General features: G+C 45.4%; 19 protein-coding genes and 1 other annotated feature. Of the genes, 17 read left to right on the forward strand and 2 right to left on the reverse strand.

Going from position 1 to position 23,021, the window contains the following annotated elements:
• Positions 1–301 precede the first annotated feature (301 nt).
• From ilvE to thrB, 13 genes are all read left to right on the forward strand, one after another.
• Positions 302–1,201: a branched-chain-amino-acid transaminase gene (ilvE, locus tag Q1B03_RS11985; protein ID WP_299741419.1), complete on the forward strand. Its 900-nt coding sequence runs from the start codon at positions 302–304 to the stop codon at positions 1,199–1,201.
• Positions 1,202–1,216: 15 nt separating this feature from the next.
• The gene (ilvD, locus tag Q1B03_RS11990) at positions 1,217–2,884 is read left to right on the forward strand and encodes a dihydroxy-acid dehydratase (RefSeq protein ID WP_299741420.1); all 1,668 of its coding nucleotides are present in this window, start codon (positions 1,217–1,219) and stop codon (positions 2,882–2,884) included.
• Positions 2,885–3,144: a binding site (T-box leader), on the forward strand. It abuts the gene before it with no gap.
• Between the two features lie 237 nt (positions 3,145–3,381).
• Positions 3,382–5,103 (forward strand): acetolactate synthase large subunit, encoded by a 1,722-nt coding sequence (ilvB, locus tag Q1B03_RS11995; protein WP_299741421.1) that lies wholly within the window; start codon positions 3,382–3,384, stop codon positions 5,101–5,103.
• Positions 5,100–5,624 carry an acetolactate synthase small subunit gene (gene ilvN, locus Q1B03_RS12000; protein WP_299741422.1) on the forward strand — a complete coding sequence of 175 codons (525 nt, stop codon included), beginning with the start codon at positions 5,100–5,102 and terminating at the stop codon, positions 5,622–5,624. The genes ilvB and ilvN overlap by 4 nt, the downstream gene beginning before the upstream one ends.
• Before the next feature lie 66 nt (positions 5,625–5,690).
• On the forward strand, positions 5,691–6,722 hold the full coding sequence (gene ilvC, locus Q1B03_RS12005) for a ketol-acid reductoisomerase (protein ID WP_299741423.1): 1,032 nt from the start codon (positions 5,691–5,693) through the stop codon (positions 6,720–6,722).
• Positions 6,709–8,262, forward strand: coding sequence for a 2-isopropylmalate synthase (locus tag Q1B03_RS12010; RefSeq protein ID WP_299741424.1), 1,554 nt, complete (start codon positions 6,709–6,711; stop codon positions 8,260–8,262). The genes ilvC and Q1B03_RS12010 overlap by 14 nt, the downstream gene beginning before the upstream one ends.
• A gap of 64 nt (positions 8,263–8,326) precedes the next feature.
• A complete protein-coding gene (leuB, locus tag Q1B03_RS12015) occupies positions 8,327–9,478 on the forward strand; it encodes a 3-isopropylmalate dehydrogenase (RefSeq protein WP_299741425.1) in 1,152 nt (383 codons plus the stop codon).
• Positions 9,479–9,586: 108 nt separating this feature from the next.
• Complete coding sequence (leuC, locus tag Q1B03_RS12020) at positions 9,587–11,002, forward strand: 3-isopropylmalate dehydratase large subunit (protein ID WP_299741426.1); 1,416 nt, start codon at positions 9,587–9,589, stop codon at positions 11,000–11,002.
• An 11-nt stretch (positions 11,003–11,013) separates the two neighbouring features.
• Positions 11,014–11,619, forward strand: coding sequence for a 3-isopropylmalate dehydratase small subunit (gene leuD, locus Q1B03_RS12025; protein WP_299741427.1), 606 nt, complete (start codon positions 11,014–11,016; stop codon positions 11,617–11,619).
• Positions 11,619–12,602, forward strand: a complete 984-nt coding sequence (ilvA, locus tag Q1B03_RS12030; RefSeq protein ID WP_299741428.1) for a threonine ammonia-lyase — start codon at positions 11,619–11,621, stop codon at positions 12,600–12,602. The genes leuD and ilvA overlap by 1 nt, the downstream gene beginning before the upstream one ends.
• Before the next feature lie 390 nt (positions 12,603–12,992).
• Positions 12,993–14,291: a homoserine dehydrogenase gene (locus tag Q1B03_RS12035; RefSeq protein ID WP_299741429.1), complete on the forward strand. Its 1,299-nt coding sequence runs from the start codon at positions 12,993–12,995 to the stop codon at positions 14,289–14,291.
• The gene (gene thrC, locus Q1B03_RS12040; RefSeq protein ID WP_299741430.1) at positions 14,288–15,349 is read left to right on the forward strand and encodes a threonine synthase; all 1,062 of its coding nucleotides are present in this window, start codon (positions 14,288–14,290) and stop codon (positions 15,347–15,349) included. The genes Q1B03_RS12035 and thrC overlap by 4 nt, the downstream gene beginning before the upstream one ends.
• Positions 15,346–16,281, forward strand: a complete 936-nt coding sequence (gene thrB / locus Q1B03_RS12045) for a homoserine kinase (protein WP_299741431.1) — start codon at positions 15,346–15,348, stop codon at positions 16,279–16,281. The genes thrC and thrB overlap by 4 nt, the downstream gene beginning before the upstream one ends.
• 94 nt (positions 16,282–16,375) lie before the next feature.
• Here the strand turns inward: thrB and Q1B03_RS12050 are convergent, their stop codons facing one another.
• On the reverse strand, positions 16,376–16,681 hold the full coding sequence (locus tag Q1B03_RS12050) for an AbrB/MazE/SpoVT family DNA-binding domain-containing protein (RefSeq protein WP_299741432.1): 306 nt from the start codon (positions 16,679–16,681) through the stop codon (positions 16,376–16,378).
• Between the two features lie 147 nt (positions 16,682–16,828).
• Here Q1B03_RS12050 and Q1B03_RS12055 point away from each other — a divergent pair, with 147 nt between their 5' ends.
• The 3 genes from Q1B03_RS12055 to Q1B03_RS12065 are packed head-to-tail and all read left to right on the forward strand — an operon-like array spanning position 16,829 to position 20,579.
• Complete coding sequence (locus Q1B03_RS12055) at positions 16,829–18,022, forward strand: sodium:proton antiporter (protein ID WP_366141298.1); 1,194 nt, start codon at positions 16,829–16,831, stop codon at positions 18,020–18,022.
• 60 nt (positions 18,023–18,082) lie between these two features.
• Positions 18,083–19,441 carry an ATP-binding protein gene (locus Q1B03_RS12060; protein WP_299741434.1) on the forward strand — a complete coding sequence of 453 codons (1,359 nt, stop codon included), beginning with the start codon at positions 18,083–18,085 and terminating at the stop codon, positions 19,439–19,441.
• 4 nt (positions 19,442–19,445) lie between these two features.
• Positions 19,446–20,579: a DEAD/DEAH box helicase gene (locus Q1B03_RS12065; protein WP_299741435.1), complete on the forward strand. Its 1,134-nt coding sequence runs from the start codon at positions 19,446–19,448 to the stop codon at positions 20,577–20,579.
• Between the two features lie 83 nt (positions 20,580–20,662).
• Here the strand turns inward: Q1B03_RS12065 and Q1B03_RS12070 are convergent, their stop codons facing one another.
• Positions 20,663–22,276: an amidohydrolase gene (locus tag Q1B03_RS12070; protein WP_299741436.1), complete on the reverse strand. Its 1,614-nt coding sequence runs from the start codon at positions 22,274–22,276 to the stop codon at positions 20,663–20,665.
• 179 nt (positions 22,277–22,455) lie between these two features.
• Here Q1B03_RS12070 and Q1B03_RS12075 point away from each other — a divergent pair, with 179 nt between their 5' ends.
• Positions 22,456–23,001 carry a GNAT family N-acetyltransferase gene (locus Q1B03_RS12075; protein WP_299741437.1) on the forward strand — a complete coding sequence of 182 codons (546 nt, stop codon included), beginning with the start codon at positions 22,456–22,458 and terminating at the stop codon, positions 22,999–23,001.
• Positions 23,002–23,021 lie beyond the last annotated feature (20 nt).

A 23,021-nucleotide genomic window follows, 5' to 3' on the forward strand; every position in this document is an offset into this window, starting at 1 on the left:
AAAAAAAATCCAAAATATTTTTTTCTCCCAATAAACTCTATAAGGACAAAGATGTAAGCGTTTACTTATAATCAGATAAATCTAAATAGTCAAAAAATTTACGAAAAGCCTGTTGACCTTCCCGGGAAACGGGAGTAATATTGTCCTCAATAAAAAAATATGAACCAGCAGGAAGCAACAACCACAACTTATTCCAAACTGCTGTTCAACAGGCTCCAAAGCAACTGGAGAAATCGTCCTTCAGTGCAAAAATAAAATTCGAAAAATTAAATAAATTCTCACCAGGAAAGGAATGATTAACATGAACGAACAATGGATCTACTTAGACGGGCAATACGTAAAAAAGGAAGACGCAGTTGTATCTGTGTACGACCATGGTTTTCTATATGGAGATGGAGTGTTCGAAGGGATTCGAATGTACGATGGGAATGTGTTCCGTCTAGAAGAACATGTTGATCGCCTTTATGACTCTGCGAAATCAATCATGTTGCATATCGAAGTATCGAAAGAAGAGATGTGTGACATTATCGTCGATACATTGAAAAAGAATCAACTAGAGAATGCCTACATACGTGTGGTCATTTCTAGAGGTGTTGGAAACTTAGGGTTGGATCCATTTACTTGTAGAAAACCACAAATCATTGTCATTGCAGAACAATTAGCCCTGTTCCCTAAAAGCTTATACGAAACAGGCATCGATATCGTTACAGTAGCAAGCCGCCGTAACCGTGCAGATGTTCTTTCACCAAAGGTTAAATCCTTAAACTACTTAAATAATATTCTGGTAAAAATCGAAGCCAATCTGGCTGGTGTAAGTGAAGCGTTAATGCTTAACGATCAAGGATATGTAGCTGAAGGATCAGCCGACAATATCTTCATTGTCAAAAAAGGAAAAATCTTAACCCCGCCCGGATATGTAGGGGCCCTTGAAGGAATCACCCGTAATGCAATCATCGAGATTGCCGAAAAGCTCGGATTCGAGATGAAGGAAGAAGTCTTCACCCGTCATGATGTATATACAGCGGATGAAGTGTTCTTAACTGGGACAGCCGCAGAAGTCATTGCCGTTGTAAAGGTTGATGGCCGCGTAATCGGTGAAGGGAAACCTGGAAAGTATACAACCCAATTATTGCAGGAGTTCAGAAACACTGTCACGCAAGATGGAAGAAAAGTTTACAAACAAAATGCTCAAGTTGGCTAAGTTGGAGGTGATGACGTGCGAAGTGACATGATCAAAAAAGGAATCGACCGGGCTCCTCACCGCAGTTTACTGTACGCTACGGGAGTGAAGCTTGAAGACTTGGAAAAACCATTCATCGGGGTGTGTAACTCATACATTGATATCATTCCCGGTCATATGCATTTAAACGGATTTGCCCAAGTGGTAAAAGAAGCGATCCGGGAAGCGGGCGGCATTCCATTCGAATTCAATACAATCGGTGTTGACGATGGGATCGCCATGGGACATATCGGGATGAGGTACTCATTACCAAGTCGGGAACTGATCGCCGACTCAGCAGAAACCGTCATCAATGCTCACTGGTTTGACGGAGTGTTCTACATTCCAAACTGTGACAAGATCACACCGGGAATGCTCATGTCGGCAGTCCGGACGAATGTCCCTTCTGTCTTTGTATCGGGAGGCCCGATGGAAGCGGGGGTTTCGAGCGAAGGGAAGCCATTATCACTCGTATCCGTTTTCGAGGGAGTTGGGGCCCATCAGTCAGGAAGGATGACGGCTGAACAGCTTCTTGACATAGAAGCCAATGCATGTCCGACTTGCGGATCATGCTCGGGGATGTTCACAGCGAACTCCATGAATTCCCTGATGGAAATGCTCGGGATGGCTCCTCCGGGAAATGGAACAATCGTTGCCACCTCTGATGAGCGACATCAGTTAATCAAGGATGCGGCCAAATATTTAGTGGAAATGGTAAAGAAGGATATTAAACCAAGAGACATCATTACGGAAGATACAATCGACGATGCATTTGCTTTAGATATGGCTATGGGAGGTTCCACCAATACCGTCCTTCATACACTAGCCATTGCGAATGAGGCGGAGATTGATTACGACATCAACCGTATCAATAAAGTCGCAGAACGAGTACCTTATTTATCCAAGATAAGCCCAGCCTCTGATTACTCCATGCAGGACGTTCATAATGCTGGAGGGGTCAGCGCCATTATTAAAGAATTATGTGAAATGGGGGCTGTACACAAGGATCGAATCACGGTAACAGGAAAGTCCCTTTATGAGAACGTACAAGATGCTCATATTCAAAATGACGATGTCATCCGTCGCAGGGACAACGCTCACAGTCCAGTCGGAGGATTATCCGTACTCTTTGGAAATATTGCTCCAAATGGTGGGGTCATCAAAGTCGGAGCAGTCGACCCGTCCATCAAAACCTTTATGGGTGAAGCGATTGTATACGAATCCCAGGATGACGCCCTTGCTGGAATTGAAAGTGGAGAAGTGAAAGAAGGGCATGTAGTGGTGATCCGTTATGAAGGGCCAAAGGGTGGTCCGGGGATGCCGGAGATGCTGGCACCAACGGCAGCCATTGCAGGAAGAGGCCTGGAAAAGAAAGTGGCACTCATGACAGACGGTCGATTTTCAGGAGCATCACGAGGCATTTCAATCGGTCATGTCTCACCGGAAGCTGCTGAAGGAGGACCAATCGGTGTTGTTGAAAATGGAGATCCCATCTTCATAGATTTAACGAATCGAACGATTTCCCTCATGGTTTCAGAAACGGAACTTCAGTTCAGGCAAAAGGAGTGGGTACAGCCCCCTCCGAAGATCAGAAAAGGTTACTTAGCACGATATGCCAAGCTTGTAACATCAGCTAGTACAGGTGGAATTTTGAAAACGGAATAAAGTAAAGCGTTGAAGAGGTAAAAGGGTTGGAAATCGTATTTTCAGAGAGCTGGTGGTGCTGCAAACCAGTAATACATCCAATACCGACATCCCCTCTGAGTATCGTTCTGAACCTCTAAAAGTAGGAACGATCGAGTAGATGCTACTCGTTACAAAAACAAAGGCTGGTGAAACCGATCAGCCTGCAAAGGGAGATGATATCCGTTATCTCTGAATTAGGGTGGTACCGTGGAAAGGATGAAGACCTTTTCGCCCCTGCGAAAGATGAACTCTGTCGTAGTGGGTGAAAAGGTCTTTTTTGTTTGGGAAATTGGATTGATATAGCTCAGGCGGTTCCCCGCCGGTGCTTTTAATATATCCAGCTCCGGCGGCTAGGCCCTCGAGGTCATAAGTCAATCTCGCCAAAAAGGCAAAAGGCGCCTTTTCAGCGACCTTGCCTTATGCATGTCGGGCCTGACCAAGCCGCCTGTGCTTTTAATAAAAGGAGGAGATAGGAAATGAGAGCGAAAGTAGAGGCAGAACCGGCTTCACAGACACTAACAGAAAACGTCAACGGTGCTGATATGCTCATGAAAGCTTTAAGGGAGGAAAAGGTTGAGATTCTGTTTGGATATCCTGGGGGAGCGGTCTTGCCGATTTACGATGCTCTTTACAAAGCCCCGATCAAGCACGTACTTGCCCGCCATGAGCAGGGGGCCATCCACGCGGCGGAAGGATATGCCAGGGTGTCAGGGAAACCGGGTGTGGTGATTGCCACATCGGGACCGGGAGCTACGAATCTTGTGACAGGGATTGCAGATGCCATGATGGATTCATTGCCTCTGGTGGTCTTTACTGGGCAGGTGGCTTCAGGGGTGATCGGAACTGATGCATTCCAGGAAGCGGACGTTGTTGGCATTACGATGCCGATCACAAAGCATAATTATCAGGTTCGGGATATTAAAGACTTACCGAGGATTGTGAAGGAAGCCTTTCATATCGCATCAACCGGAAGGCCTGGACCCGTACTCGTCGACATTCCGAAAGACTTGACCCTGCAGCAAGCGTATCCGGCACACGAAGTAGAAATGGACTTACCGGGGTATCAGCCTAACTTTTATCCAAATCCCCTCCAAATCAAGAAACTGGTGGATGCCATTAAGGTTTCCAGACAGCCGGTCATCTTAGCCGGGGCAGGAGTACTTCACGGAAAGGCAACAGAAGAACTGAAGAGTTTCGCAGAGCAATATGACATTCCTGTGATTCATACCCTTTTAGGTTTAGGCGGATTTCCTGCTGATCATCCGTTGTTTCTAGGTATGGCAGGGATGCACGGATGCTATGCAAGCAATATGGCCATTCATGAATGTGACTTGCTCATCAATATCGGAGCAAGATTTGATGACCGGTTAACAGGGAATCTTGCTACCTTTGCACCACGGGCCAAAGTGGTCCATATCGACATCGATCCAGCTGAGATCGGGAAGAATGTTGAAACACAGATACCAATCGTTGCCGATGCGAAACAGGCACTTGCTAAACTCCTTCAACATGAAACGGAAAAGCCCGATTTCGATGCCTGGCATCAGCATCTTAAGTCATATAAACGGGAATATCCTTTCTGGTATAACCAGGCTCACGATGTGCTCTCTCCTCAACGCTTGATTGAACAGGTATACGAAATGACGAACGGGGAAGCGGTTGTCACCACGGACGTGGGACAGCATCAAATGTGGGCGGCACAATACTACTCCTTCAAAAAGCCGAATAATTGGGTCACATCCGGAGGGCTTGGCACGATGGGATTCGGATTTCCGGCAGCAATCGGAGCCCAGTTAGCAAACCCATCAAGTACGGTGGTTGCCTTTGTAGGAGATGGCGGATTCCAAATGACTCTGCAAGAGCTGATACTGCTAAAAGAGCTGAACCTTCCCGTTAAGGTGGTTATTCTTAATAACGGTACACTGGGAATGGTGAGACAGTGGCAGGAAACCTTCTTTGAAGAAAGATACTCTCAATCGGTGTTCTCCACCCAGCCTGATTTTGTGAAACTGGCTGAATCGTACGGAATCAAGGGGTATCAAGTGAAAACCCAGGAGGAAGTCGATTCTGTTTTAAAAGAAGCCTTAACGAGTGATGAACCAGTGCTCATTGATTGCTGGGTGAATCCAAAGGAAAATGTCTACCCGATGGTAGCTCCAGGTAAGGGATTACACGAAATGTTAGGAGTGAAACCATGAGGAAACGGATTGTAACGGCTCTCGTTCATAACCGGAGCGGTGTATTAAATCGAGTAACCGGATTGTTTACAAAGCGTCAGTTCAACATCGAAAGCATTTCAGTCGGCTATACAGAAGTCGAAGGAATTTCAAGAATGACTTTTGTCGTCAATGTAGAAGACGATCGCAAAATCGAACAGCTTTTAAAACAGCTGCATAAACAAATTGATGTCCTCAAGGTTTCAGACATCACCGATCAAGGAGTCGTCGCAAGAGAATTGGCACTCATCAAAGTGTTAAGTACAGGGCAGACGAGATCCGAAATCAATGGAATCGTAGAACCCTTCAGAGCCGCCATCATTGATGTGGCAAGAGACAGCGTAACCGTCCAGGTAACAGGTGAAACATCCAAGATAGAAGCCATCATTGATCTATTAAGACCTTATGGCATCAAAGAAATCGCCCGAACAGGCATCACAGCTTTCGCAAGGGGCAATGGGAAATCAGTTACGGAAATAAAACAGTATTCAATCGTGAATTAGAAGCTGTAGCGATGAAAATCACATTTAAAAAAACTTACTATTCAAAAAATGGAGAGGATGAGGGAAATGGTAAAGGTATATTATAACGGAGATGTGAATGAAGAGGTTTTAAAAGGGAAGAAGGTAGCGGTTGTTGGTTATGGCTCACAAGGTCACGCACATGCTCAAAACCTGAAGGAAAGCGGATTTGATGTTGTAGTGGGATTGAGAAAAGGAAAGTCGTGGGACCAGGCGGAAAAGGACGGATTCGATGTCTACTCCGTCCGCGAAGCAAGTGAACAGGCAGATGTCATCATGGTTCTTCTGCCGGATGAGCATCAGCCGAAAGTATATGAAGCAGAAATCAAACCGGCCCTGTCACCAGGTAAAGCACTGGCATTTGCACACGGATTTAATATCCATTTCCATCAAGTCGTTCCTCCGGAAGATGTAGATGTATTCCTGGTAGCGCCGAAAGGACCGGGACACCTGGTAAGAAGAACATTTGAAGAGGGAGCCGGAGTACCAGCACTCTTTGGGGTTTATCAAGATGCTTCAGGTCAAGCAGGTGAACTGGCCCTTGCGTATGCAAAAGGGGTAGGTGCCGGACGTGCAGGGATTCTTGAAACATCCTTCCAGGAAGAAACAGAAACCGATCTATTCGGGGAACAGGCGGTTCTGTGTGGAGGAGTGACATCCCTTGTAAAAGCAGGATTCGAAACGCTGGTCGAAGCCGGTTATCAAAAAGAGGTCGCCTATTTCGAGTGTTTACACGAATTGAAGCTGATCGTTGACCTAATGTATGAGCAAGGATTAGAAGGAATGCGTTACTCGATCTCCGACACAGCCCAATGGGGAGACTTCGTTTCAGGTCCGCGAGTTGTGAACGAAGAAACGAAAGCCCGCATGAAGGAAGTATTAACGGATATCCAAACAGGGAAATTTGCGAAGGGATGGATCTTGGAGAATCAGGCGAACCGTCCAGAGTTTAACGCGATCAACCAGCGTGAAAGTCAGCACCCGATTGAAGTGGTTGGAAAAGAGCTTCGTAAAATGATGCCTTTTGTACAGAAACCTTCTACTAAAGAAAAGGAAGTGGTTGCGAGTGCGAACCATTGAGATTTTTGACACAACCCTACGAGATGGTGAACAGTCAGCGGGCGTAAATCTGAATACGATTGAAAAAATCGAGGTTGCGAAGCAGCTTGAAAGGCTGGGAGTAGACGTCATTGAAGCCGGGTTTCCTGCAGCTTCCAAAGGAGACTTCGATGCCGTGCAGCGGATCGGTTCCACGATCAAGAACAGCTCTGTTACGGGGCTTGCTCGTGCTCAACAGCGGGACATCGATGCGGTATGGGAATCGCTTAAAGGAACGGCAGAACCAAGGCTGCATGTGTTCCTGGCCACCTCTCCCATTCACATGACTCATAAGCTGAAGATGACACCGGATCAGGTCATCGATACAGCGGTCCAGGCCGTTCAGTACGCGAAGAAATTTTTCCCGGTGGTTCAGTGGTCGGCAGAAGATGCGTGCCGGACAGACTTGAATTTCTTGGTGAAGATCATGGAGAGAGTCATTGCAGCAGGGGCTTCGGTCATTAACCTTCCTGATACGGTAGGGTATATTACCCCTCATAAATACGGTGAATTGTTTCGGTACGTAAGAGAAAACGTTCCGAATATCAATGGAGTAAAGCTATCTGCTCATTGTCATGATGATCTGGGAATGGCCACGGCCAATTCACTGGCTGCTATTGAAAACGGAGCGGATCAAATCGAAGGAACGATCAATGGGATTGGGGAAAGAGCTGGGAATGCTGCTCTGGAAGAGATCGCAGTCGCTCTTAGAATCCGGGAAGATTTTTACGGTGCGACAACCCGCCTGAAGCTGGATGAAATTAAGAAAACAAGCTCTCTTGTCAGTAAGCTGACGGGGATGAGAGTACCGGCTAACAAAGCGGTTGTTGGTGATAATGCTTTCGCTCATGAATCAGGTATTCATCAGGACGGAATGCTGAAGGAAAAAACTACGTACGAAATCATCACCCCTGAACTGATCGGAGTGAATGCAACCCGACTGGTACTGGGAAAACACTCAGGACGTCACGCCTTTAAAAATAAAGTGGTTGAATTAGGATTTGAACTTTCAGATGAGAAGCTTAATGAAGCATTTCATGCATTCAAGGATCTGGCTGATAAGAAGAAGGAAATCGTCGATGAAGATCTCTTCAGCATCCTGACGAATAAGCAAACGGAAATGGCCGAAGCTGTCGGATTTACATTAGAAAGAATGCAGGTCCAATACGGCATGGGCAATATCCCGACGGCTACGATCGAATTGAAGTTTGAAGACGGCAGCGTAACCCAGCTCGCTTCAACGGGTTCAGGAAGTGTAGAAGCCATCTACAATACAATCGAAAAAATCCTGCCAAGTCCTTCCAGATTATTAGATTACAAGATCAACTCAGTCGGAGGGGGCCGGGATGCCCTTGCAGAAGTATATGTCCGACTCGAATATAACGGAGAAAAGACAAGCGGACGCGGAACCGCCCAGGATGTATTAGAAGCATCAGCACGTGCTTACCTGAATGCAGTGAACCGATCAGCACAACGGAAATTACAGTCCAGGGAGAAGGAAGCAGTAGAAGCCAGCTTGTAAGCTTGAGAAGCCTTGTATTCCAAGGCTTCTCCCATAAAACCAATTAAAATGGGAGGTAATTCTAATGAAGAAAAAAATCGCTGTACTACCAGGAGACGGTATCGGTCAAGAGATCATGGACGGGGCATTAGAAGTACTGAAAGCAGTGGGTGATTGGTTCGGTCATGAGTTCGAGGTAGAAAAGGGTCATATCGGTGGCTCTGCCGTTGATCGCTTCGGTACACCATTACCTCCTGAAACAATCAAGCTTTGTAAAAATAGTGATGCCGTATTGCTTGGGGCTGTAGGAGGACCAAAATGGGAGCATCTTCCGAAAGAGCTTCGTCCTGAAAAAGGGCTCCTGGCCATCCGTAAAGAGTTCGACTTATTCGCGAACCTGCGTCCGGTTAAAGCATTTGAAAGTTTACTGGGTGCTTCCCCGTTAAAGCGTGACATCGTTGAAGAAGTAGACCTAGTGATCGTTCGGGAACTGACAGGGGGATTGTACTTCGGTCAGCCGTCCGGTCGTCAAGGAAACAGGGATGAAGTAGCCGTCGATACACTGGTCTATGAAAAAAGTGAAATCGAACGGATCGTTCATAAAGCCTTCAAGCTGGCTCAAAAACGCAAGAAAAAATTAACGTCCGTTGACAAGGCAAATGTTTTGGAAACAAGTCGAATGTGGCGGGAAGTCGTGAATGAAGTGGCTCCTGAATACCCTGATGTGGAAGTGGAACACATGCTGGTCGATGTCGCTGCCATGAAGCTGATGTATCAGCCGAAGCAATTCGATGTACTGGTGACTGAGAATATGTTCGGGGATATCCTGAGTGACGAGGCCTCCATGATCACAGGCTCACTGGGAATGCTGCCTTCCGCCAGTTTAAGAGGAGACTCCTTCGGTCTTTACGAACCGGTACACGGGTCTGCACCTGATATCGCTGGAAAAGGAAAAGCAAATCCACTGGCTATGATTCTATCGGTTGCCATGATGCTGCGTCATTCCTTTGGCTTAAAAGAAGAAGCTGAAATGATTGAAATGGCCGTTCAGGAAGTATTGAATGCCGGATACCGTACAGGAGATCTTTGGACGATGGGTCGTGGAACCGTTGTAGGAACGGGTGCCATGAGTCAGCTGGTTGTGGAGAGGTTGGAAGCGGATCATGCGCTGTCTTCGATCTTGGCGGCGTACTTGTATGATAGAATTTGCTGGGATTGCTTTTGTGTAAGCAATTAGATAATAAAGAAGTTGATTGGAGCGGAAATCAACCACTGCTCACTCAGCAACCATTCAACCAAAACAGTCTTAACTGAATAATAATCTTACGAAACCAGGAGGGAGTTCATGGCAGGGAAAAATATCATCGAAAAGATATGGGAAAAACACATTGTGCACAGAGAAAAGGGAAAGCCGGATTTATTGTATATTGATCTGCACCTTGTACATGAAGTAACGTCTCCCCAAGCATTTGAAGGTCTTCGCTTAAAGAATCGCAAGGTGAGAAGACCGGATTTAACGTATGCCACGATGGATCATAACGTACCGACGAGAGAGCGTCACATCATCAGGGATGAAATTGCTCGGCTGCAAATGGATACGTTGAAGAAAAATTGTCAGGAATTCGGCGTCACTCTAGCCGATATTCACCATCCTGATCAAGGGATTGTCCACGTTATCGGACCTGAGCTCGGTTTGACACAGCCAGGGAAAACGATTGTATGTGGAGACAGCCATACTTCAACACACGGAGCGTTCGGAGCACTGGCCTTTGGGATTGGGACGAGTGAAGTGGAACATGTATTGGCAACCCAAACCCTCTGGCAATCGAAGCCAAAAACACTTCAAGTCGAAGTGTCCGGAGAGTTGGGATTCGGTGTCACGGCCAAAGACGTAATCTTAAACATCATTTCTACCTACGGGGTAGGATTTGGAACCGGTTATGTCATCGAATTTACGGGTGACGTGATCCGCAATCTATCAATGGAAGAAAGAATGACCGTCTGTAATATGAGCATTGAAGCAGGAGCCAAGGCAGGTTTAATCAGTCCCGACGAGACGACCTTCGAATATTTAGAAGGAAGAGAATATCTGCCTAAGGATAAACCGTTTGAACAATGTAGAGAAGAGTGGCGATTGCTAACGAGCGACAGTGACGCAACTTATGATCACAAAATTGAGGTGAAGGGTGAAGAAATCGAACCTCATGTAACTTGGGGAACGAACCCTGGAATGGGCGCGGGGATTTCAAGGTCCGTCCCTCACCCAGGGGAGTACCGGGATCCTTCTGAGAGAGAAGGGGTTGAAAGGGCGCTTCAATACATGGGGCTCGAGGCGGGAATGAGAATCGAGGACATTGAGGTTGACTATGTGTTCATTGGTTCGTGTACGAATTCACGCTTGAGTGACTTGAGAGCGGCGGCTGAGGTGGTAAAAGGGCATACTGTAAAGCAGGGCGTGACCGCTTTGGTTGTTCCGGGCTCGTTTAAAGTGAAGAAAGAGGCTGAAGAGCAAGGCATTGATACCATTTTTAAAGAAGCTGGTTTCCAGTGGAGGGAAGCTGGCTGCAGCATGTGTCTGGCTATGAATGATGATATCGTGCCCCCAGGCAAACGCTGTGCATCCACTTCCAACCGGAACTTTGAAGGCCGGCAAGGTAATGGCTCTAGAACGCATCTACTCAGCCCATCCATGGCCGCTGCGGCTGCTGTGACCGGAAAACTGACAGATGTACGAAAGCTTGAAAAAATGCCGATTTCTTAGGAGGTGAAAAGATGGCAATCAATCATGTGGAAGGAAAAGTGTTTCCTCTTAGGAGAGACAATGTAGATACCGATCAAATCATACCAAAACAATTCTTAAAAAGGATCGAGCGTAAAGGCTTTGGTCAGTATTTGTTTTATCATTGGCGGTTTGAAGACGACGGGAAATCGCTAAGAGACGACTTCTCATTAGATACACCTCAGTATGAAAACGCCGAGATTCTCCTTGGCGGAAAGAATTTTGGGTGCGGTTCTTCGAGGGAACACGCCCCCTGGGCCCTTCAGGACTATGGGTTTAAAGTGATCATAGCGAAAAGCTTCGCAGATATTTTTTATAACAATTGTTTGAAAAATGGGATCCTTCCGATTCAACTGGATGAAAAAACAGTGGATGCGCTTATGAAAAATGAGAGCGATGTAGATTTATATAAAATTGAAGTGTCCCTTGAGCATCAGACGATTTGTGATTCAGAAGGATTACGCGTCTCTTTTGACATTGATCCTTACTGGAAGACGATGCTTCTGAAAGGACTGGATGAGATTGATTTGACGTTACATTACGGAAATAATATTGAAGAATACGAAAAAAATTATGAGGTGAGTAGCTTGGGAATTTAATGGATAACACTGAAGTTGTAGAAGCGATGGAAAGAATCAGTCATCAGGTGCATCGAACACCGTTAAAGCAATCATCGACGCTGAATACGTTCACTGGTGGAGAGATCTATTTGAAAATGGAGAACCTGCAGCGAACAGGTTCCTTCAAAGTAAGAGGCGCAATGAATAAAATCATGTCATTGTCTGAAGAAGAAGCGGGAAGAGGCATCATTGCCGCATCTGCAGGAAATCATGCCCAAGGTGTGGCACTGGCTTCCTCCCTGCGCGGAGTTCCGTCGAAAATCTTCATGCCGAAACGAACACCTTCCACAAAAATAGCGGCAACGAAACATTACGGAGCTGAAATTGTCCTGACTGGAGACACCTATCAGGAAGCTTACGGGGCAGCACTTGAAGAGAAAGTCAAAAATGGCTCAACGTATGTTCATGCATTTGATGATCATAAAGTGATGGCTGGGCAAGGGACAGTCGCACTGGAAATGCTTCAGCAACTCAGTGATTTAGACATGATCCTGGTACCTGTTGGCGGAGGCGGTCTGTTGGCCGGAATGGCACTGGCCGTTAAAACCTTTAACCCGCGAGTGAAAATCGTTGGCGTACAGGCACTGGGAGCACCGGCTACGTATAACTTTTTTACAGGCAGAAACAAAGGATCCCTGGAGCATGTGCACACCATTGCCGATGGCATCCTGGTGAAGAAGCCTGGAGAACTCACGTTTCCGATCATCCGAGAACTTGTAGACGATATGGTCACCGTTACGGATGAAGAAATCTCCTATAGCATCATGTTTATGCTTCAACGGGAAAAAACGCTGGTTGAAGGAGCAGGAGCAGCATCCTTAGCGGCAGCCATGTGCCAAAAGCTCAAGGTACATGGAAAGAAAGTCGGCTGTGTCATCAGTGGCGGTAATGCCGATCCAAGCAAGATTCCTGTGTATCGGGATCTATCCAAAATGGCCAGACAGCTGCATCATATTGTGTAAAAGAAGGGCGGCTCTTAACTGCGTGTTAGTTAGGAGCGGTCCTCTGTTATTAATAGGGGTTTTTACTTTGTTCACAATTTGGCGCAACAAAGTCGGAAAGTGGCACAAGTTTGGCGGGAAGTGGCACAACAACCGAGGGATAGCACTCTAAGGCGTACAAAATCAGCTCAAATTTTGCCTGAAGTTCCCTACGAAACACTGTTCATGTCACAAAAGAGTGAAAATAGAAAGATTTATAAACAAAACAAGCTAATAATCTACCGGAATTGAAAGCTCTTACATTCTAAAAATACGTAAATACCTATTGTAATAGGTAATTTTTTCTACTATAATGTCCACTATACAAGAACAAATGTACATCAGAAATAAACAAATGGAGGTTTTCGGCTTATGGAATCAATTTCAATCGGACTTTTAGGACTCGGAACGGTGGGAGCCGGAGTGGTGAAGATTGTAGAGAATCATCAGGATAAACTGTCCCATCAAATTGGCTGCCCTGTAAAGGTAAAGAAAGCCCTTGTTCAGGATTTAGAGAAAAATAGAGGGCTGGAAATGGAAAACAACATACTGACCTTAAATCCTGAGGAAGTCCTGTTTGATCCTGAAATTGATATTGTGGTCGAGGTAATGGGAGGAATTGAAGAAACGAAGGAACACCTCCTCCATGCGCTGCACCAGAAGAAGCATGTCGTAACGGCAAACAAGGATCTTATGGCGCTTCACGGACCGGAATTATTGAGAGCAGCCTCAGAAAACGGCTGCGACCTATTCTACGAAGCCAGTGTCGCAGGCGGTATCCCGATTTTAAGAAGTTTAGTAGATGGCCTCGCCTCGGATCGAATCACTAAAATGATGGGAATCGTCAACGGAACAACCAACTTTATTTTGACGAAGATGACGAAAGAGGGACGGACCTTCGATGATGTCCTCCGGGAAGCCCAGGATTTAGGCTATGCAGAAGCGGATCCGACGGCAGATGTCGGCGGTTTGGATGCGGCGAGAAAGATGGCCATCCTTTCAACGTTAGGGTTTTCCATGAACGTTGATTTAGCGGATGTGAAAGTGAAAGGCATTACAGAAGTGACGGGTGATGATATCCAATATGCCGAGCAATTCGGCTACACAATGAAGCTCATCGGCTATGCTCACCGTGAAGGGGAAAGTGTCGAGGTGAGTGTGGAGCCTACCTTGCTACAAAATGAGCATCCACTGGCATCGGTTCATGATGAATATAACGCAGTCTACGTATACGGGGAAGCGGTTGGTGAAACGATGTTTTACGGCCCGGGAGCGGGAAGTCTTCCGACTGCCACAGCCGTTGTATCAGATATGGTAGGAATCATGAAGAATATGAGATTGGGAGTCACTGGTAAGAGTGCCGTGAATCCGCAATTCCCTAAAAAATTAAAAGAACGGAATGAAATTCATTCAAAATATTTCTTGCGGCTGCACGTTCAGGATGAAGTAGGCGTCTTAGCAAAACTCACTTCCATCTTCTCCAATCATGGCGTCAGTTTCGAAAAGATTCTTCAGAATCCGTTAGACAGTGACGAATTTGCTGAAATTGTCCTTGTGACTCATAAAGCATCTCTTGATCATTACGAAGATATTCTTATGGAGCTTAAGGATTATGAAGCCATTCATTCGATTGAAAGTTCATACCGAGTAGAAGGGGGAGACAAAGGATGAGGTGGAAAGGGTTATTGGAGCAATATGGGGAACATCTTCCATTAAATGATGACACTCCTCTTTTAACTTTAAATGAAGGGAATACTCCCTTAGTTGAATTAAAGACGTTGTCCCGGGAATGGGGCATCGAATTGTATGCAAAGGTAGAGGGTGCAAACCCTACCGGCTCCTTTAAAGATCGCGGAATGGTTCTCGCCGTTGCCAAAGCGGTAGAGTCAGGCAGTTCGACGGTCATTTGCGCCTCTACTGGAAATACCTCTGCTTCAGCCGCAGCCTACGCAGCAAGGGCAGGAATCAAATGTATCGTGGTCATCCCCGAGGGGAAAATCGCTCAAGGGAAATTAGCTCAAGCTGTCATGTATGGTGCCGAAGTTATTTCGATCGAAGGAAATTTTGATGAAGCCCTGGAAATCGTCCGTGAGTTAAGCAAAACCGAATCTGTCACTCTTGTGAATTCAGTGAATCCGTATCGTTTGGAAGGACAGAAAACGGCCGCTTTTGAAGTCATTGAAGGATTAGGTGAAGCCCCTGATGTGCTTGCGATCCCTGTCGGTAATGCAGGAAATATTTCAGCTTATTGGAAAGGATTCAAAGAATATCACCATCTTAAAGCTTCAACTTTACCACGAATGTTTGGCTTCGAAGCATCTGGAGCAGCAGCTCTGGTCCATGACAGGGTCTTTCCTCAGCCTGAAACGATTGCCACTGCGATCCGAATCGGGAACCCGGCAAGCTGGTCATTAGCTGTAGACGCTCTGGAGGAATCAAACGGACATATTGATGAAGTAACCGATGACGAAATTCTAGAGGCCTATCAGCTGCTTGCAAGTAAAGAGGGGATCTTTGCCGAGCCCGCTTCATGTGCATCGATTGCAGGACTAAAGAAATCATTAGATAAAGGATTGATCAAAGAAGGATCAAAAGTAGTGGCGGTGCTGACAGGTAATGGCTTAAAGGATCCGGTTACGGCCATGGATTGCAGTCCGGTCACACCGGCGAAGTTGCCAAACGATCGTGAAATCGTGAAGGACTACATCAAAGGGACAATCGGCGTATGAAAAGACGTGATCCCCGCTCCTGGAAGATCATTGTCCCGGGAAGCACAGCCAATTTAGGCGCTGGATTTGATTCTCTGGGCTTGGCGTTAAATGTATTTTTAACGGTCGAGGCACATGAAGCAGAAGATTGGCAAGTGATTCCCCTTTCTTCTGCCCTTGAGGTCTTTCCTGCTGATGAGACACATTTTATTGTTGAAATCGTGAAAGAAGTGGCAGATGACTATGGTAAGAAGCCGTCTCCTTGTCACCTCTACGTGTCGAGTGATATTCCTTTAACGAGAGGGTTAGGCTCCAGTGCAGCAGCGGTTGTGGCGGGCATTGAACTTGCCAATGCCCTGTGTGAGCTGAATCTCACACAAGAAAAGAAACTGGCACTTGCGAATCGATTTGAAGGTCATCCCGATAATGTAGGGGCGTCACTCTATGGTGGGTTTGTGGTCAGCTGTCAGCATGAAACGGGTGTGAGTCTCTTATCGGTGCCTGATCTTCCTATTGATGTGATTTGTGTAATCCCTAAAGCTGAACTGAAAACATCGGAATCCAGAAATGTACTTCCGGCCAGTCTTTCCTTTGAAGAATCCGTGGAGGCAGGCGCGATTTCAAACGTATTGGTGGCTGCGTTCCTGACCGGTGACTGGGAAACGGTTGGGAAGATGATGAAGCGAGACAGGTATCATCAGCCCCACCGGAGAAAGCTGCTTCCTCACTACGATGCAGTAGAAGAGGTAGCGGGCCGGTTCGGGGCATTCGGTGTCGCCTTAAGTGGTGCCGGGCCGACGATTGCCTGTTTTGTGGAACGGGAAGCAAGTGGTTGGCTCGCACGGCAGCTGGAACAGTCCTTCCCAAGCATGGACGTCCGGAAACTATCCATCTCCTCATCGGGAAGCAGCATCACCACCCAACAACCAAAGGTCCGTCCCTCATCGCTTTAAACGAGTGAGGGACGGACCTTGTTTTGTGTTGTTTTTGCGCACTGTTCTTCCAGGTCCTGGGGTCTTTGTTGAGCAGTCTTGAGCTTTATTTGTTTTATTTCTCCAGGGTAATCATAAAGCAATTCTCTGTTTCATTTACGATCAGGTAGTAGGATGATTGATGAGTCATGCCCATTTCTTCACGGATTTCCTTTGGGATGTGGACGGTACCTTTTTCTGAGATGTATCGCTTGTTATGTGTGGAGTCTTTGAACGCTCTCTTAATATAGATGCAGTTGTTTTGATAGACGAGTTCCGCAAGTTTTCCGGGTACTAGTCCAAACTGTTGTCTCCATTTATGTGGGAGGGTGATTGATCCGCTCTTACTGAATGTTTTGCTTCCATACATCATGCTCAACATGTCGCATCACCTGCTTTCACTATCATTGCTTCTCTATTTTCCTTTTAAATGAAAAATAAACACAATTTTGAAAAAACAGGAAGATGGTTGGGTACGTTTAATAGGAGGGGGACAGAGGAATAAAAAGGTATAACCCATTGTTTGGAGGTGCTACCCATCGAACCAATCCACATCCTGTTCTTGCTTGTAATCGGCTACAGTGTATATACCATTGATAAAAAGAAAAAGAATGTTCCTGTTCCGGTTGTTTTACTTCTGCTTGGAATCGGACTGTCGTTCATACCTGCCTTTTCTGACGTCACCCTAACGAAAGACATTATCTTTGAATGGTTTTTACCCGCACTATTATTTATTTCGGCATACCAATTTTCACCAAAAGCCTTAAAAAAGCATGCGGGAATCATCTCTCTCTTAAGTACGATCGGCATCATCATCACGATCCTCTTAATGAGTGTGCTTTTCTATTACGGTTTACATCAGTGGCTCTCTATTTCATATGTAGAAGCTCTCTTGATCGCAACAATCCTAACGCCTACTGATCCAGTTTCCGTTGTGTCGATATTGAAGGAATCTTCCAGTCGCCAAGACATAGCAGATATAGTAGAAGGGGAGTCAATGATCAATGATGGTACAAGCATCGTTCTCTTTACGGTCGTGGCAGGTATCTACTTTGGGGAACAAACTTTTTCAGCTTCTTTGTTCCTTTGGGAGTTTCTTTTAGTTTCCTTAGGAGGAGTCGTGATTGGTGTTACACTCGGCTGGCTGGCGAGTAAGGCCATCCATTTCACAACGGACTCCAGGTACCAGATCATGCTTAGCATCATTCTTGCTTACGGAACCTTTTACATAGGGGAAGAGCTTGGCGTTTCAGGTGTGCTGGCTACAGTATCCTCAGGGATCGTGCTTTCTTATGAATACGGAAGAACGATTAAAGAAAATCATTTCAGGAAGGATCTGGATGGTTTCTGGTCCGTCATTGAACCGACCATTCTAACCTTTTTGTTCCTACTAATCGGGATCCAGGCGACACAGTATTTGTCTTTCTCATTATTCGGGTGGATCTTCTTCCTATTTATACTCTCCTTACTCGTGCGCTATGTTATTATTATTGGTGTTGTCAAAATGAAGAAAACGTGGAGAAAAACGTACGGATGGAAGGAAGTATTCATATTAACCTGGTCTGGCATCAAAGGCACCATGTCTGTTGCCTTGTTACTTGGCATGGATGGACAAGGACCCCAGCTTCTGAACTCCTTAACATTTGGAGTCATCCTGCTTTCTCTCATCATTCAAAGTGTAGGAATTTACCCTTTGTCTACTTTCTTTTTGAAAAGAAAATAAGTCGTCAAAGAATTTATGATAAATTGGTAAGAACTGAGAAACCATAGGAGAAAGACTATTTTGAATTTAGGTGAAACCTCCAAAATGAAACAAGCAAAAGACATTGCCTTAAGAATTTCTGTCACCTATGTGCTATTAGGCGTTGTGTGGATTATATTGTCCGACTATTTTTCCATGATTCTCGCTCATGAAAAGCTAAGTATGTATATATATTTTCAGCGCTATAAAGGCTGGTTATTTACACTTGTAACAGGTATCATTATTTTTCTATTGGTATACAGGAGAACCTATGAATTAATACTCTCCAATGAAAAATTAAAGAAGAAAGAGAAACAACTCCAAATAAGGAATCAGCATTATCATTCCTTATTTGAACAAAATCCTGACGCGGTATTGGAGCTGACCCTGGATGGAAATGTGGTGTCCGTGAATTCTGAAGCAGAAGGATTGCTTGAATCCACCCATGAAGAGCTGAAAGAAGTGAAATTCAGCAAATTTTTGGATGAAGGCGAGATGAAACGAGTAACTGAGTACTTTTTTCAGACCTTCAAAGGCTGGGCGTCAACCTTTGAAACGACCATTCATTTAGCCAATGACAAACGGAAAATCCTGCGATGTTCTCTTGTCCCGATTATCATTAATCGAAAAGTGACAGGAATTTTTGCCATTGCAAGGGACATCACTCTTCATCGTGAAAATGAAGAAATGGTGGTCGCTTCCGAAAAGCTTTCTGTCATTGGACAGCTTGCGGCTGCCGTAGCGCATGAAATCCGCAACCCCCTAACATCTTTGAAAGGGTTTATCCAGCTTATGCAAACAAGCAATAGAATCAACCATGATCATTTGGACATTATGCTCTCTGAAGTGGATCGGATTGACCTGATCTCAGGGGAGATGCTGATACTTGGTAAACAGCAGGAAGTCCATTTTCGTCATGAAAAGCTGGATGACATCCTCAGACAAGTACTGGTACTAATGGAAGCCCAAGCCCATCTTGATAATGTATCCATTCAATATGAAAACAAGGTGGAAAAACCGTTATATGTGTTGGGGGAAGGAAATCAGCTTAAGCAGGTGTTCATTAACATTATTAAAAATGCGGTTGAATCCATACCTGACTATAAAGATGGAATCGTTTCGATCACATTGGAAGAGCGGGCATCGGCTGCCCATGTAATTGTGACGGATAATGGAGTCGGCATGGACCCTGAAAGAATCGGGCACCTTGGAGAACCATTCTATTCAACGAAAGAAAAAGGGACGGGCCTTGGACTGGCCGTTTGTCAAAAGATTATTGAACGACATAAAGGACATTTACACTTTCAAAGTGAAATAGAAAAAGGAACCGCAGTGGAAATCAGCTTGCCAATCGTGGATCAAGAGATTCTGACTGCCTCTCGCGGATTAAGAAAGGACTAATAGCATGAACTCTATATCAACCATTATTAAGACACCGTCAATCCAGAAGAACTGGGAAGAATCCGGCTTCACTTCATTAACCCCTGTACAGGAGCGTGTAGTACCTCTCATCATGGAAGGGAGAGATGTTGTTTGTGAATCTCCGACGGGAACAGGGAAGACGCTTGCGTATCTGCTTCCGATCATCCAAGCCATTGATCCATCAAGAAAACAGGCTCAAGCTGTCATCCTTGCTCCATCACGAGAGCTTGTCATGCAAATCCAGCAGGAAATCCAGAAATGGGCGAAGGGTACCGACGTCACGAGCGCGGCGTTCATTGGAGGAGCGAACATTAAGAAGCAAGTAGAGAAACTGAAGAAAAAGCCACATATCGTAGTGGGAACAACGGGTCGCTTGATCGAATTGATGAAAATGAAAAAGCTGAAGATGCATGAAGTGAAAACCATCGTCGTCGATGAGTTCGATTTAATGATCTCATCAGAACATATCCGTGAAGTGAAGGATATCATCAAAGCCACCTTAAAAGAGCGTCAGGTTCTATTCTTCTCGGCCACTTTATCAGACCAAACCGAGAACGTAGCAGAATCATTATTGCAAAACCATGAAATCGTCAAAATGGAAGCCAATCTCGATAACCCGAAAGTGGATCATGTGTATGTATACAGTGAGCTGAGAGACAAAATGGAAGCTCTAAGAAGCATTTCATATTTCAAAGGAATCAAAGCACTTGTATTTTTCAATCAACTGGAGAAGCTCTCTGAAATAGAAGAAAAGCTGAAGTATAAGGGAGTCGAGCTGGAAGTATTGGCAGGGGAATCAAACAAGATGGAGCGTAAGCAATCACTGGACCGCTTCCGTTCAGGAAAAGTGTCCATGCTTCTGACAACAGACGTGGCAGCACGCGGCCTTGATATCACAGACGTCACACACGTTGTCCATTACGACTTCCCAAGCGATACAAAACAATACATTCACCGCTCAGGAAGAACCGGTCGCATGGGAGCGGAAGGAACCGTCATCTGTCTCGTATCCAAACGCGAGCTGAGCTTCCTCGAGAAACTGAGCAAAGAACTCAACCTCCCATTCCAAGAAAAAACCATTCGAGGCGGGGGACTTCAAGCACCGGAACAAAAATAAGATGAATAAATAGAGGTCCGTTGAGGGACGGACCTCTGTTTTTGACTGGATGTGGTGATGTCTACCCATCCCAAATTTTAACCCTATCTCCCATACACAACGTTACCATCCATCATTGTCATCCAAACACCAGTCTCCAGCATTTCCTCTGCTTCCACATCATACAAATTCCGGTCCAAGACGACTAAATCCGCTTTCTTTCCGACTTCGATCGTTCCTAAATCATGCTCTCTGAAGTTTCCGTAGGCAGGGGATTTCGTATAATGAATCAATGCATTTGCTAATGAAATCTTTTCATGAGGATTCCAGCCGCCTTGAGGAGTTCCGTCCTCATGCTTTCTGGTAACCGCCCGGTAAAGACCAAGCATGGGATTCAGGTCCACAATCGGAAAGTCCGTTCCGAAAGCGATACTGGCCCTATGATTCTGCAAGGATCCAATCGGCCAGGTGAATCGAGCCCTTTCCGGACCAAGCCTGTCTAAGTAGGCATGTGTATCCATAGACCCTGATGTCAGATGTTCAGGCTGAATGGATGCAATGACGCCTAACTTCGCAAACCGATCGAAGTCACTTGGACTGCATACTTCAATATGCTCGATTGTATGGCGTGAATCCCGCACCCCGTTTACACTCCGGGCATGCTCATACAAATCCAGTCCCAACCGGACCGCAGCGTCGCCACATGCGTGCAGGCGGATCCTGAAACCTTCCCGGTCTGCGTCTTCAATCCATTTTTGGTAAACGTGAGAATCATAAATTGTGCCGCCGGTTTCAGAAGGACGGTCCGAGTACGGCTGAAGCAAAAAGCCCGTATAGGTGAGGGGGACACCATCCAGGAACTGCTTCGAGCCGGAAAATTGAAGTTTATCGGATTGATACTTTTCCCTGAATTGAATACCACGCTCAAGGTTTCCGTCCAAAACATCCAAAAAATGAATTCTCGTCGTCAGTGTTCCTTTTTCCTCAAAGGTCCTATAAAAAGCTGGATCCCCCAAAGTATATCCGGGAAGAGGAAGCATATCAGAAACAGAGGTTATGCCGTAGGATGAAGTCTTAGCCAACATCCCGTTCATCAGCCTGGTTTTCTTTTTTTCATCAAACTTAAAAGCTTCAATGACATACTGAACAGCGGTCTCATACAAAAAGCCGGTCGGCTCCCCATGCTCGTCTTTTTCAATCTTTCCAAAAGGGGGTTCAGGAGTATCCCGATGAATTCCCAATTTCTGAAGAGCAGCTGTATTCAGCCATGCACTATGAGCTTCTTCATTCAGAAGCACAACGGGACGGTGGGGCATGTACTGATCCAGAGAGTGACGGGAGGGAAGAGTCTGCCCAGGCCAGCGTACGTGATGCCAGCCGAATCCAAGGACCCATTCTTCATCTGGATGGTCCTTTGCATACTCCGCAACCATTTTTGCCGTCGCTTCTTCTGAATGGCCGAATGTCAGCTGACAGAATCCCTCGAACATCGCCCCTAAAAACAAATGGAGATGAAAGTCATGAAAACCTGCCATCACCAGGCGGTTTCCAACATCCCATGTTTCTGTCGATGGTCCTGTAAAGCTTATCATCTCTGTACGGGGACCAACTCCAATAATACGGTCATCCCGAACGGCCACGAACCCATCAAAAGGGAACACAGCATTTCCCGTAAATATGGATTTACTTACAATGATCTTATGAGCTTTATGATCCATCCTCGCCTCTCCAATCTTTTTCAAGATGCTAAATCGATTGTAACCAGAATAAGGAAAAAATACAAACAAACGTTTCTCATCACGAGTATAAGGTTTTATGAAAAATTCAATTTTCAAGAAGGCATTAAAAAATACAATGTTGAATAGTAAAAGAGAACAAGAAGAAAAGGAGAATGATTATGCTGACAAGAACCTTCCCTGTACTTGAAACAGAAAGATTCCGCTTAAGACAGATGGAAGAAGGGGATGCTCCCCAAGTATTTGATTATTTTTCAAAAGATGAAGTTACACGATATTATGACTTAGAATCGTTTCAAGAAGAAAAACAAGCTGTTGAGATCATCAATAAATGGAGCGAGAGGTTTCAGGTGAATGAAGGGATCAGATGGGGGATTGCTCTAAAAGAAACAGACGAAATCATCGGAAGCTGCGGTTTTCATCAATGGGAAAAAGAACACTTCAAGGCCGAGGTGGGATTTGAGGTTCATCCAACGTATTGGAAACAAGGGGTTATGACCGAGGTTTTAAGACCGATCCTGCAGTACGGGTTTGAAGAAATGTCTCTTAATAGAATAGAAGCGTTTTATGATCCGGAAAATACAGCTTCAAAGAATTGCCTTGAAAAAGCGGGGTTTACGTTTGAAGGAGTATTGAGAAAAGCGGCATTTGAAAAGGGTATCTTTTGCGATGCAGCTGTTTGTTCCCTGTTAAAAGAAGAGTTTTAAACAAAATTTAAGACGCTGCT

This window comes from uncultured Rossellomorea sp. (assembly GCF_947488365.1).
Classification (GTDB): domain Bacteria; phylum Bacillota; class Bacilli; order Bacillales; family Bacillaceae_B; genus Rossellomorea.

Coding starts and splice junctions, on each gene's coding strand:
- leuB (WP_299741425.1), top strand. CDS start 8,327: ATGAAGAAAAAAATCGCTGTACTACCAGGAGACGGTATCGGTCAAGAG.
- ilvN (WP_299741422.1), top strand. CDS start 5,100: ATGAGGAAACGGATTGTAACGGCTCTCGTTCATAACCGGAGCGGTGTA.
- leuC (WP_299741426.1), top strand. CDS start 9,587: ATGGCAGGGAAAAATATCATCGAAAAGATATGGGAAAAACACATTGTG.
- ilvC (WP_299741423.1), top strand. CDS start 5,691: ATGGTAAAGGTATATTATAACGGAGATGTGAATGAAGAGGTTTTAAAA.
- ilvA (WP_299741428.1), top strand. CDS start 11,619: ATGGATAACACTGAAGTTGTAGAAGCGATGGAAAGAATCAGTCATCAG.
- Q1B03_RS12065 (WP_299741435.1), top strand. CDS start 19,446: ATGAACTCTATATCAACCATTATTAAGACACCGTCAATCCAGAAGAAC.
- leuD (WP_299741427.1), top strand. CDS start 11,014: ATGGCAATCAATCATGTGGAAGGAAAAGTGTTTCCTCTTAGGAGAGAC.
- Q1B03_RS12070 (WP_299741436.1), bottom strand. CDS start 22,276: ATGGATCATAAAGCTCATAAGATCATTGTAAGTAAATCCATATTTACG.
- thrB (WP_299741431.1), top strand. CDS start 15,346: ATGAAAAGACGTGATCCCCGCTCCTGGAAGATCATTGTCCCGGGAAGC.
- ilvE (WP_299741419.1), top strand. CDS start 302: ATGAACGAACAATGGATCTACTTAGACGGGCAATACGTAAAAAAGGAA.
- Q1B03_RS12035 (WP_299741429.1), top strand. CDS start 12,993: ATGGAATCAATTTCAATCGGACTTTTAGGACTCGGAACGGTGGGAGCC.
- Q1B03_RS12075 (WP_299741437.1), top strand. CDS start 22,456: ATGCTGACAAGAACCTTCCCTGTACTTGAAACAGAAAGATTCCGCTTA.
- ilvB (WP_299741421.1), top strand. CDS start 3,382: ATGAGAGCGAAAGTAGAGGCAGAACCGGCTTCACAGACACTAACAGAA.
- thrC (WP_299741430.1), top strand. CDS start 14,288: ATGAGGTGGAAAGGGTTATTGGAGCAATATGGGGAACATCTTCCATTA.
- Q1B03_RS12050 (WP_299741432.1), bottom strand. CDS start 16,681: ATGTTGAGCATGATGTATGGAAGCAAAACATTCAGTAAGAGCGGATCA.